This is a genomic window from Nocardioides sp., assembly GCF_964229035.1.
Taxonomy (GTDB): domain Bacteria; phylum Actinomycetota; class Actinomycetes; order Propionibacteriales; family Nocardioidaceae; genus Nocardioides.
Genome location: NZ_CAXRAZ010000060.1, coordinates 36386 through 47695 on the forward strand (window position 1 = coordinate 36386; position 11310 = coordinate 47695).

Sequence of the window (11310 nt, forward strand, 5' to 3'; positions counted from 1 at the left end):
ACTCTCGCGGTAGTGCTCAGGAGCCATCCGCCCCGACCGACTGGCCGGAGCACGGGTTCGCCCGTGCATCGACCACCGGGGGGAGGGTCGTTCGTGGATCGCTCGGACACGACGACAGCGTGTCGTCGACGGCTGCCCGCCGTCGTCGCGCTCGGCGCTCTCCGCCGTGCCGTGCAACGGCGACGCCGGGGCGAACGGGGCGCCGTCACCCTGCTGGTCGCGCTCATCGTGTCGATCCTCATGCTCTCCTCGGCCTTCGTGGTCGACCTGGGCCTGCAGCGCGTCACCCGCGCCGACCTCCAGGCGGTCGCCGACGTGGTCGCCCTCGATCTGGCGCGCGACCTCGACGGCCGCACGGTGGCCCAGCTGACGCCGGTGGTGGCCGCGAGTTCGCAGCGCACACTCGCTCGCAACGCCGACGTTCTGCGCACCGGCGGCGTCACCCTCGTCGTCGACCTCGGGACGACGACCGCGACCGGCTTCCAGGTGCTGACCAGCGGGGTGCCGAGTGCCGTGCGCGTCCAGGCGCGGGCCTCGGTCGGCTTCGCCTTCGCCGGCGTCACCGGACGCTCGAGCGGCGCGGCGCAGCGCACGGCGTCCGCGGAGAGCTCCTCGACGGCCTGCTTCCGGCTGGGGACGTTCGTCGCGGCGGTGCGCAGCGGTGACAGCACGGTGCTCGCGCCGCTCAACGACCTGCTGGGCGTCTCGCTCGACCTCGTCTCCTACCAGGCGCTCGCCGCGGCGAACCTGAGGCTCTCGCAGCTGACCGCTCTCGCATCGATCGGCTCACCCCAGGCCCTGCTGGGTGGGACGATCCGCTACTCCGATCTCGTGCTCGCCATGGCCGAGGCGCTGCGCGCGCAGGGAGGCAACGCGGCGGCGATCACGGCGCTCACGCGGATCGCGAACTCCTCCACGGCTCTCGCCGTCGGCGCGATCCGCCTGGGCAACGTGCTCAACGTGGCCCCGACCGACCGCGCGGCGCTCGAGGTCGGGCTCAGCGCGCTCGACATCGTCGGTTCGGCGCGTCTGGCCGACGGGCAGTACTTCGTGGGCATCCCGAAGCTGCAGTCCAACGTGCCCGGTGTGGGCTTCTCCTTCACCGGAGGGCTCAACCTGATCTCGGCCGCCGAGCTCGCCTGCGGCGCACCCAACGTGGCGCAGGCCGACACCGCTCAGCTCGCCGGCACCGTGGGGATCGCGTTCACGAACCTCCCGAGCATCAACCTCGCCGGTCTCGGCACGCTGCAGACACCCAAGGGCACCGGCTCGCTGGTGATCGACGCCGGCTCGGGTCGCGGGCGGCTGGTTGCTCCGCCGGCCGTGCGGTGCGGCGCCCAGACCGCCGCGGATCCGTCGACCTTCTCCGTGGCGGTGACCACCAACGCGGCGAGCTTCCGGCTCGACGCCGACGTCACCGTGGGCGGCGATCTCAAGCTCACCGACCTGCTGGGACTCGGCCTCACGAACGTGATCACCAGCTTGCTCGGCAACCTCCTGCTCCTCGGTTCGAACCTCTCGGTCGAGGTGAACGTGCGGCTCTCGGTCGGGGCGAGTGTCGCTGGCGGCTCCGGCACGGCGTCGCTCTCGGTGCCCCCCAACGACACCACCCCGGTGTCGACCGGCTCGACGATCCACCTCGACCCGAGCACGGTGGTCGGCACGGTGACGTCGGTGAAGATCGGCGGCAAGGAGGCACTGCCCTCAGCCGTCACCGCGCTCACCAGCCTCGTGGTCAACCAGCTCGTCACCAGCGGCAAGGGCTTCTTCGAGAAGTCCCTCCAGCCGCTGATCGACAACATCAATCAGGAGTTCATCGGGCCGGTGGCGCGCATGATCGGACTGCGGCTGGCCGGCGCCGACGTCTTCGGAGTGGGGGCGGTGTGCGGAATCCCCCGACTCGTCGGCTGATCCACGCCGGTCCGCGACCCTGGACCCGGCGGTGTCCCGAGGACGATGGTCCCGACGGGCTATGCCCGCGCGACCGGGCGGTCAGAGTCCACCCGGATCGGCTGCTCGGCACCCGGATCCGCGGCTACCTTGGGCCGGCGGCGCCCACGGGCGCGGCGGAGGGCGAACGGGAGGTCGAGGCGATGCGGGAGCGTGTGCGCTGGAGGGGTGCGTGCACGCTGTCGCGCGCCCGCACGGGGGAGCGCGGCGCGGCCGCGGTCGAGTTCGCCCTCGTGCTCCCGATCCTCCTGCTGCTGGTCTTCGGCATCATCGGCTACGGCTACATGCTCAGCTTCCGCCAGGGCATCAGCCAGGCCGCCGCCGAGGGCGCCCGCGCGGCCGCGGTGTCGCAGACCGACGCGGACCGGGTCACCAAGGCGCGCGCGGCCGTCAACGAGTCGCTCGACTCCTACGGCGTCACCTGCAGCGGCACCGCCCTGGTCAAGGGCGCCACGACGGTGGGCTCGTGCGCGATCGGCGTGGCCACCTGTGCGGGCGAGGCTGCGAGCGTCCGCTGCGTGACGGTGACGCTCAACTACAGCTACCGCGCGAACCCGCTGGTGCCCGTTCCGGGCATCGGCATCGTGCTGCCGCAGCAGCTCCGGTACAGCTCCGTCGCCCGGGTGAGCTGACGATGGCGTCGAGGGGGCGGCGGTGGCGCGCGGCCTTGCGTGGCGCGGCGAGCGGGCGTCGTCCACGGGGGGAGCGGGGCGCGGCCGCGGTCATCGTGGCCCTGCTGATGACGCTGGTGCTCGTGGGCAGCGCGGCCTTCGCCGTCGACCTCGGGGTGCAGCGCGCGGCGCGCCGTGACATGCAGGCGATCGCCGACGTGGTGGCCCTCGACCTCTCCCGCCAGCTCGACGGCCGCACCCGCAGCGCGCTGGCCTCGGTGATGGACGCCCAGCTGGCCAAGAGCCTGGCCCGCAATGCAGGCAGCGTCGGCACCACGCCGCGACTCACCTGGGACCTCGGTCGCCTGGAGAACAACGTGTTCACGCCCGTGACCGGTTCGGGGGTCCCGACCGCGGTGAAGGTCGTGGCGCGCACCGACGTCGGCTTCGCCTTCGGCGGCGTGCTCGGGAGGTCGAGCGGTGGCGCGGCTCGCACGGCGATCAGCCAGGCCTCGATGGGCGCCTGCTACTCCGTGGGCAGCTACGCCGCCCGGATCAACCTCGGCGACGGCTACATCCTCGGCCCACTGCTCAGCGCGCTGGGCACCACTATCCCGATCACCGTGCTCGACGCCCAGGGCCTGGCGGGGATCGACGTCAAGCTCATCGACCTCGTCGGCACGAACCTCGTGGCGGGAGGCTTCGACCAGCTGCTGAGCTCGAGCGTCACGGTCGGACGCTTCTACCTCGCGCTGGCCCAGGTGATCGGCGCCCAGGGCGGCAACGCCGCGCAGGTCGCGCTGCTCAACAGTCTGGCCACGGTCGGAGCCAAGGACGTCGTGGTGCGGGTCGCCGACATCGTCGGGCTCGACACCACCGGGGCCGCCGGGCTCGACGCTGTGGTGAACCTCTTCGACCTCGTCACTGCGACGGCCTTCGTGGCGAACGGGACGAACGCCGTCTCGGTGCCGAACCTCGACGTCAACGTGGCGGGGTTGAGCTCGCTCACGACCAGGCTGACCGTCGCGCAGCGCCCCACGCTGGTGTGCGGTCGTCCCAACGTGGTGGTGGGCCGCTCCTCGCAGGTCGACCTCGACATCTCGGGCAACCTCGCGAACGTGAACCTCGGCGTCGGCGTCATCTCGGCGCCGATCTCGATCAAGCTGAGGCTCACGCCGAGCGCGGCGGCCCTCAGCCAGGTCACGTGCATGAGTGCCACCAAGAAGCTCGACTTCCTGGTGACGAACGGCCTGCTGAGCCTCGACATCGTGGTCGGCAGCACCACCAATCTCAACGCCCTCAGCGTCAAGGTCACGGGCATCAACGTCATCAACGGCTACGTGCGCTTCTACACCTCGCCCAAGGGCGGTGACACGAAGGCGGGCTCGATCACCGTCACCGACGAGAACTACGCCGGCACGGGACCCTTCAGCACCGGCGACGGTTCGCTGGGCATCCCGAACCTGACGCCCGACTCGAACCTGGCGGTGCTGCCCAACGTGCCGCTGATCGGTTTCCTGGTCAACACGCTGCTCGGCGGCATCGTCAACGGCGTCGTGACCCCGCTCGTGTCGGTCGTGCTCAACCCGATCCTCACGGCCCTCGACTACGGCGTGCTGTCACCGCTGCTGAAGGCGCTCGGCATCAACATCGCAGGTGCCGAGGTCTACGCCCGCCCCAAGGCCGACTGCGGCATCCCGAAACTCGTCGGCTGACCGGCGGGCTCCCACGAGCCCCTCCGCTCCCTCCAGCCCGCGGTGCAGTGGCGTCCGGCTGTGGACGACGCTCGCCCCTCCACAGGGACCGGGTACGCAGGGCGGTCGGTGTCGCCGCGACGGCGAGGGTGGGTCCATGGTCACCACAGCCCATGCCCGCCAGGCGCTCGGCGCCTACGGCGAGGACGTCGCCCTCCGCCACCTGCTCGACCGCGGCTTCGTGCTGCTCGATCGCAACTGGCGGTGCGCGAGCGGTGAGATCGACCTCGTGCTGCGCGACGGCGACGACCTCGTCGTGTGCGAGGTCAAGACCCGCACCAGCCTGGTCGCCGGGTCGCCCCACGAGGCCGTCTCGCCCGCCAAGCTCGAGCGCCTGAAGCTGCTCGGTGAGCTCTGGTGCGAGCAGTCCGGTGTGCGTCCCAGCGGCGTGCGGATCGACCTGGTGGCCGTGCTCCGGCCGCGTCGGGGGCCGGCCGTGGTCGAGCACGTGGCGGGGCTGCTCTGATGAGCTTCGCGACCACCCACGGCGTCGCCCTCGACGGCGCGCTCGGGCACCTCATCGACATCCAGACCGACGTGTCGCAGGGCACCCCCGGCATGGTGGTGGTCGGCCGGGCCGACGCCGCCATCCGCGAGGGCCTCGACCGCGTGCGCATGGCCGTGACGAACAGCGAGTTCCAGTGGCCGAGCTCGCGGCGCACCACCTTCCTGCTCTCGCCCGCCGATCTTCCCAAGAGCGGGCCGCACTTCGACCTCAGCATGGCGATCGGCGTGCTGCTGGCCACCGAGCAGCTGAAGAAGGTGGATCGAGCGCTGCTCGAGCGTTCGGCCTTCATCGGCGAGCTGACCCTCGCGGGAGGGCTGCGACCCGCCCCCGGCGTCCTCCCGATGGCGCTGGCGGCCGCGCAGCGAGGCATCCGCCGGATCTTCGTCCCCGAGCCGCAGTGCGAGGAGGCCCAGCTCGTGCCCGACCTCGAGGTCATCGGCGTGCGTTCGCTCGCCCAGGTGGCGGCCGTCGTCTCCGGGGCCGACGAGCTTCCGCTCGCGCCACCCGTCGCCGAGCTCTCGGGGGCCCAGCTGGTGCAGTGGCGCGGCGCCGATCGCCTCGACGAGGTCGACCTCGCCGATCTCGCGGGGATGGCCGACGAGAAGTACGCGGTCGAGGTCGCCGCCGCGGGCGGACACGCCATCCTCCTGACCGGGCCGAAGGGCTGCGGCAAGACCAGCCTCGCCGAGCGGGTGCCCACCCTTCTGCCCGACCTCGCTCTGGAGGAGGCCCTCGAGCTCACCGCGCTGCAGTCGCTGGCGGGCGCGGTCGCGCCGGGGGCCGGGCTGGCGCGTCGTCCACCGTTCGCAGCGCCGCACCACGACGCCAGCAAGGTCAGCGTCATCGGCGGGGGCAGCGGTCGGGTCAGGCCGGGCGAGCTGAGTCTCGCGCACTGCGGCGTCCTCTTCCTGGACGAGTTCCCGCTCTTCCGCGCCGACCTCATCGAGGCGCTGCGCCAGCCGCTGGAGAGCAGCGAGATCACGATCGCCCGGCGCGAGGAGTCGGTCACGCTGCCGGCCCGCGCCCTCGTCGTGCTCGCGAGCAACCCCTGCCCCTGCGGCAACTGGACGGCGCAGGCCAGCACGAACCGGTGCCGCTGCCTCGACCGTGTGCGCCGGGTCTACGAGGCGCGGATGTCGGGGCCGATCGTCGACCGCATCGACATCGTGCGCCACGTGCGCGCGATGTCGCCGGCCGACGTCGATCCGTTCGCACCCGCGGAGGATTCCGCCGCGGTGCGCGAGCGGGTGGCGGCTGCTCGCGCGCGGCAGGCCGCACGCTTCGACGGGTGCGGCTGGCGCCTGAACGCCCACGTCCCGGGGCCGAGGCTCAAGCACGACTGGCCGCTCGAGCCCGGCGCGGCTCGTCTGATCGACGCCGCGGCCGGCGCCGGGCGCCTCAGCGCGCGCGGTGTCGTGCGGGTGCAGCGCCTCGCGTGGACGGTCGCCGACCTCCGCGCCGTCGACGCCGGCCGGGCCGTCGCCGTCGATCGCCCGCCCGGCGTCGAGGCGGTCGAGGTCGCCCTCCGCCTGCGCTCCGGCACGCCGCTCGACAGCGCCACGGTGCGACGTCGACCCGTGGCGGGGGAGGTCGCGTCGTGAGCGGCCCCGATCCCTCTGCGGCTCCCTCGATCGCCGCGCCGAGCACCGCCGACTCGGCGACCGTCGATCCCGAACGACTGGCCAGGGCCACGCTCAGCCTCGTCGCCGAGCCCGGTGACGCGCGCATCCTCGGCCTGACGCGCCGGTTGGGTGCCCAGGAGTTCCTCGACCTGCTGGTCCACCACCCCGACCTGCGACCCGAATTGGGGGCCGCAGCCGGTCGGCTCGCCCAGGTGGAGCCTCTTCCCGTGCTGGAGGCGGCACGGCGCCGCGGCATCCGCTTCGTCATCCCCGGCGACGCCGAATGGCCCACCCGTCTGGACGACCTCGCCGACACCGGCGTGCTGCAGGACCGGGGGGAGGTGCCCGTGGGGTTGTGGGTGCGCGGCCCCCTGCGCCTCGATCGACTCGCGGAGGCGGTGGCGATTGTGGGGTCCCGCTCGGCGACCACTTACGGCGAGCACGTCGCCGCGGGGATCGCCGCCGACCTCGCCCGGGCGGGCCGGCCGGTCGTCTCCGGCGGCGCCTTCGGCATCGACCACGCGGCCCACCGGGGCGCGCTGAGCGCGGACGGCCCGACCCTCGCCGTCCTCGCGTGCGGGGTCGACCGGGCCTACCCGGCTGCGCACCGCGCGATGCTCGAGCACCTTGCCGAGCACCACGCCCTCGTGTCGGAGGCCCCTCCCGGAGCCTCGCCCTTCCGCATCCGCTTCCTGGCTCGCAACCGGGTGATCGCGGCGCTCACCGGTGGAACGGTGGTCGTGGAGGCGGCGCTGCGCAGCGGCGCCCTCAACACCGCCAACTGGGCCGAACGGCTGCATCGGCCCGTCATGGGCACGCCCGGTGCTCTCACCAGTGCCGCCTCCCAGGGCGTGCACCAGCTGATCCGTCGTGGAGCGGCGACGCTCGTCACCGGCGGCGACGACGTGCTCGAGCTCGTGAGCGAGGCGGGGCACCACGTCGTCGCCGAACCGCGGGCGCCGCTCGACGCGCGCGACGGCCTCAGCGTGCGCGCCCGCCAGGTGCTCGACGCCCTCCCGGTGGCGGCACCGGCGCCCGTGGAGTCGGTGGCGCGGGTGGCCGGCCTGGCGCCCGAGGAGGTCGCGACGCTGCTCGACGGCCTCGCGGGCGTCGACCTGGCCGAGCGCACCCCGGCGGGGTGGCGCCTTCGTCCGAGCGCCCTGGGCTGAGACACTCGAGCGGTGGAGGAGGAGCCGCTGTCGGAGGCGTTCGCGCGACTGCTGGCCGACTACGAGCGCCACCTAGTGAGCGAGCGGGACCTCAGCGCCCACAGCGTGCGCGCCTACCTCGGCGACATCGAGAGCCTGCTCGATCACGCCGGCCGACGGGGCGTCGTCGACGCCGACGGCCTCGACCTGCGCGGATTGCGCAGCTGGCTGGCCACGCAGCAGAGCCTCGGCCTCTCCCGCACCACGCTCGCCCGACGCGCCACGGCCGCAAGGGTCTTCACCGCCTGGTTGGCGCGCACCGGCCGGATACCGGCTGACATCGGCTCGTCGCTGGCCTCCCCGCGACCCCACCGCACGCTGCCCGAGGTGCTGCGGGTGCAGGACGCCCGCGATCTCGTGCGCGAGGCCGCCCGCGCGGCGGAGGAGGAGGGGCCGATCGGGCACCGCGACGTCGCCGTCCTCGAGCTGCTGTACGCCACCGGGATCCGGGTCGGTGAGCTGTGCGGTCTCGACGTCGACGACATCGATCACGACCGTGGGGTCATCAGGGTGCTCGGCAAGGGGCGCAAGGAGCGCGCGGTGCCCTTCGGCCGGCCGGCCGCCCGGGCGCTCGACCGGTGGCTCGGCGAGGGACGCCCCGCGCTGGCGGTCCTCGGCTCCGGTCCTGCCCTGTTCCTGGGAGCGCGCGGCGCCCGCATCGACCAGCGCGCGGTGCGCACCCTCGTGCACCGCCGCCTCGCCGCCGTGCCCGGCGCTCCCGACCTCGGCCCGCACGGACTCCGCCACACCGCCGCCACGCACCTGCTCGAAGGCGGCGCGGACCTCCGGTCGGTGCAGGAGATCCTCGGGCACGCCTCGCTCGCCACGACCCAGCGCTACACCCACGTCACCACCGAACGGCTGCGACGCGCCTACCGCCAGGCACATCCGCGAGCCTGAGGTCGCCTACGGCGCTCGCCCCTCGGTTGTGAGCCGGCGCGCTGCCGACTGGCAGGGCGTCGTCCAGTGGGAGGAGCCGCACCCGGCGCGGGCCGACGAGCCGCAGCGGGTCGAGGTACTCGCCGTCGCCGCGCTCGCCGCGGCGCCACCCCCAGTGCAGGCAGGACGCCGGCGCGCAGTGGGAGCCGCCGGGGGAGAGGAGGCCGAGGCGGGCGCCCGCCTCCACGGTCCGGCCCACCTCGACGCGCGACTCGAGCGGCTCGTAGGTCGTGCGCGTGTCGCCGTGGCCCACGACCACGACGCCGCGCCCGGCGATGACCGCGCTCACCACCACCCGCCCCGCGAGGGCAGCGGTCACCTCCTGGCCCGGCCGCCCGACCAGGTCGACTCCGCGGTGGCCGGCGGCCCACGGCGCGGGAGGCGGCTCGAATCCGCGGAGCACGCGTGGTGCGGGGGACAGAGGCCAGCGACCCACGGGGTCGGTGTCCGCTGCGGCACGCCCCGGGACCACGGTGGCGCCGGCGACGGCCAGCACGGTCAGCGCCGCAGCGCATCGGCGAGTGGCCCGTCGGCCGGGAACGGTGGCGGGAGGTCTGGGCACAGCAGCAGCCTGCGCGGTCCGGCCCGTCGGCGGCCCGGCCGTGCCGGGAGCCTGGGGACGACGAGGTGCGGCCGACCAGGCTGTGGACGCCGGTCGACCGGGATTGGTACGCGAGGGGCGCCGGGCCGTACGCTGGGCCCACCGGTCCGTCTCGGTCCGGAATTCGCTCGTGCCGCACGCCACGTCCGGACCTCCAGGTCCTCAGCGCGTGGGCGCAGCCCCCAGTCCCTCCGGTGCGCCGGCGGGTCGGGCCGCGCGCAGCACGACAGGCCCAACTGGAAACCACCACAGGAGACACCATCATGGCTGTCGTCACCATGCGCCAGCTCCTTGAGAGCGGCGTCCACTTCGGACACCAGACCCGTCGTTGGAACCCGAAGATGAAGCGGTTCATCCTCACCGACCGCAACGGCATCTACATCATCGACCTGCAGCAGTCGCTGGCCTACATCGACCGCAGCTACGCCTTCGTCAAGGACACCGTGGCCAAGGGCGGCTCGATCATGTTCGTCGGCACCAAGAAGCAGGCCCAGGGCGCCATCGCAGAGCAGGCCACCCGCGTGGGCATGCCCTACGTCAACCAGCGCTGGCTGGGCGGCATGCTCACCAACTTCTCGACCGTGCACCAGCGGATCAACCGCCTCAAGGAGCTCGACGAGATCGACTTCGACGACGTCGCCGGCTCGGGTCGCACCAAGAAGGAGCTCCTGCAGATGAAGCGGGAGCGCGACAAGCTCGACAAGACCCTCGGCGGCATCCGCGACATGGCGCGCACCCCGTCGGCCGTGTGGATCGTCGACACGAACAAGGAGCACCTCGCCGTCGAGGAGGCGCGCAAGCTGCGCATCCCGATCATCGCGATCCTCGACTCCAACTGCGACCCCGACGACGTCGACTTCCCGATCCCGGGCAACGACGACGCCATCCGCGCCGTCGGCCTGCTGACCCGCGTGATCGCCGACGCCGCCGCCGAGGGCCTCCTGGCCCGCTCGGGCGCCAGCAGCACCTCGGGTGCCGCCGAGGAGCCCCTCGCCGCCTGGGAGCGCGAGCTCCTCGAGGGCGAGGCCGAGAAGGTCGCCGTCGACGCGACCGGTGGTGACGCCTCCAGCGACGCCCCCGCCTCCGAGGCCACCGGTGCCTCCTCCGAGGGCGCTGAGGCCCCCTCCGCCGAGGCTCCCGCTGCCGAGGCGCCGGCTGAGGCCCCCGCCGAGGCCGAGTCCACCGAGGCCGCCGAGGCCTGATCCGGCCCGGTCACCCACCCACCCGACCAGATCAGATCCGAGGGAGGATCCATGGCTTTCACCGCCGCCGACGTGAAGAAGCTCCGTGAGCTCACCAGCGCCGGGATGATGGACTGCAAGAAGGCGCTCGACGAGACCGACGGCGACTTCGACAAGGCCGTCGAGCTGCTCCGCGTCAAGGGTGCCGCCAAGGCCGCCGCGCGCGGCGCCGAGCGCGAGACCTCCGCCGGCCTCGTGGCCAACGTGGGTGGCGCGCTCATCGAGCTCAAGTCCGAGACCGACTTCGTGGCCAAGAACGACGACTTCATCGCCGCGGCGCAGAAGATCGCCGAGGCCGTGGACGCCGGCAAGGCCGCCGACACCGAGGCCGCCAAGGCGCTCCCGCTCGACGGCAAGACCGTCGGCGAGGTCGTCGAGGGCCTGGCCATCACCATCGGCGAGAAGATCGAGCTCGGCCAGGTCGCCTACTTCGACGGCCCGGTCGCGGTCTACCTGCACAAGCGTGCCGCCGACCTGCCCCCCGCCATCGGCGTGCTCGTCGAGTACGAGGGTGACGAGGAGGCCGCCAAGGGCGCCGCCCGCCAGGTCGCCGCGCTGCGTCCGCAGTACCTCACCCGCGACGAGGTCCCCGCCGACGTCGTCGCTGCCGAGAAGGACGTCCTGACCAAGAAGACGCTCGAGGAGGGCAAGCCCGAGGCTGCCGTCGCCAAGATCGTCGAGGGTCGCCTGGGCGGCTTCTTCAAGGAGATCGTGCTGCTCGAGCAGGAGTCGGTCACCGAGAGCAAGAAGACGGTCAAGGCCGTCCTCGACGCCGCCGGCACCACCGTGAAGCGCTTCGCGCGCTTCGAGGTCGGTGCCTGAGGCGCCCCGCACCACCGCTTCGACGGCCGGTCGCCCCGCCCGGGGCGGCCGGCC

The 11310-nt window shown here is 73.2% G+C and carries 10 protein-coding genes; 9 read left to right on the forward strand and 1 reads right to left on the reverse strand.

From position 1 onward, the window contains the following. The first annotated feature begins 93 nt into the window (after window positions 1-93). The 7 genes from ACERUN_RS17990 to ACERUN_RS18020 all read left to right on the forward strand — a co-directional run bounded on the left by ACERUN_RS17990 (window position 94) and on the right by ACERUN_RS18020 (window position 8553). Complete coding sequence (locus ACERUN_RS17990; protein WP_370291472.1) at window positions 94-1911, forward strand: hypothetical protein; 1818 nt, start codon at window positions 94-96, stop codon at window positions 1909-1911. 182 nt (window positions 1912-2093) lie between these two features. Further along, complete coding sequence (locus ACERUN_RS17995; RefSeq protein WP_370291473.1) at window positions 2094-2582, forward strand: TadE/TadG family type IV pilus assembly protein; 489 nt, start codon at window positions 2094-2096, stop codon at window positions 2580-2582. Window positions 2583-2689: 107 nt separating this feature from the next. Beyond that, window positions 2690-4276: a hypothetical protein gene (locus ACERUN_RS18000; protein ID WP_372740700.1), complete on the forward strand. Its 1587-nt coding sequence runs from the start codon at window positions 2690-2692 to the stop codon at window positions 4274-4276. A gap of 136 nt (window positions 4277-4412) precedes the next feature. After that, window positions 4413-4781 (forward strand): YraN family protein, encoded by a 369-nt coding sequence (locus ACERUN_RS18005; protein ID WP_370291475.1) that lies wholly within the window; start codon window positions 4413-4415, stop codon window positions 4779-4781. Then, complete coding sequence (locus ACERUN_RS18010; RefSeq protein ID WP_370291476.1) at window positions 4781-6424, forward strand: YifB family Mg chelatase-like AAA ATPase; 1644 nt, start codon at window positions 4781-4783, stop codon at window positions 6422-6424. Before ACERUN_RS18005 ends, ACERUN_RS18010 begins: the two co-directional genes overlap by 1 nt. Beyond that, entirely contained in the window at window positions 6421-7614 is a 1194-nt protein-coding gene (gene dprA, locus ACERUN_RS18015) for a DNA-processing protein DprA (protein WP_370291477.1), read from the forward strand. Before ACERUN_RS18010 ends, dprA begins: the two co-directional genes overlap by 4 nt. A 12-nt stretch (window positions 7615-7626) precedes the next feature. Then, the gene (locus ACERUN_RS18020) at window positions 7627-8553 is read left to right on the forward strand and encodes a tyrosine recombinase XerC (RefSeq protein WP_370291479.1); all 927 of its coding nucleotides are present in this window, start codon (window positions 7627-7629) and stop codon (window positions 8551-8553) included. On the opposite strand, the gene ACERUN_RS18025 is transcribed toward ACERUN_RS18020, so the two are convergent. Continuing rightward, the gene (locus ACERUN_RS18025; protein ID WP_370291480.1) at window positions 8501-9337 is read right to left on the reverse strand and encodes a M23 family metallopeptidase; all 837 of its coding nucleotides are present in this window, start codon (window positions 9335-9337) and stop codon (window positions 8501-8503) included. The two genes, ACERUN_RS18020 and ACERUN_RS18025, sit on opposite strands and share 53 nt — an antisense overlap. 119 nt (window positions 9338-9456) lie before the next feature. On the opposite strand from ACERUN_RS18025, the gene rpsB reads away from it, so the two are divergent. Together rpsB and tsf are read left to right on the forward strand one after the other, a co-directional pair. Next, complete coding sequence (rpsB, locus tag ACERUN_RS18030) at window positions 9457-10395, forward strand: 30S ribosomal protein S2 (RefSeq protein WP_370291481.1); 939 nt, start codon at window positions 9457-9459, stop codon at window positions 10393-10395. A 51-nt stretch (window positions 10396-10446) separates the two neighbouring features. Further along, window positions 10447-11256 carry a translation elongation factor Ts gene (tsf, locus tag ACERUN_RS18035; protein ID WP_370291482.1) on the forward strand — a complete coding sequence of 270 codons (810 nt, stop codon included), beginning with the start codon at window positions 10447-10449 and terminating at the stop codon, window positions 11254-11256. The last annotated feature ends 54 nt before the right edge of the window (window positions 11257-11310 follow it).

What these genes read in the sequence shown, in the direction of transcription:
- ACERUN_RS17995 (WP_370291473.1), top strand. Translation starts at nt 2,094, where the DNA reads ATGCGGGAGCGTGTGCGCTGGAGGGGTGCGTGCACGCTGTCGCGCGCC.
- ACERUN_RS18000 (WP_372740700.1), top strand. Translation starts at nt 2,690, where the DNA reads ATGACGCTGGTGCTCGTGGGCAGCGCGGCCTTCGCCGTCGACCTCGGG.
- ACERUN_RS18005 (WP_370291475.1), top strand. Translation starts at nt 4,413, where the DNA reads ATGGTCACCACAGCCCATGCCCGCCAGGCGCTCGGCGCCTACGGCGAG.
- ACERUN_RS18010 (WP_370291476.1), top strand. Translation starts at nt 4,781, where the DNA reads ATGAGCTTCGCGACCACCCACGGCGTCGCCCTCGACGGCGCGCTCGGG.
- rpsB (WP_370291481.1), top strand. Translation starts at nt 9,457, where the DNA reads ATGGCTGTCGTCACCATGCGCCAGCTCCTTGAGAGCGGCGTCCACTTC.
- tsf (WP_370291482.1), top strand. Translation starts at nt 10,447, where the DNA reads ATGGCTTTCACCGCCGCCGACGTGAAGAAGCTCCGTGAGCTCACCAGC.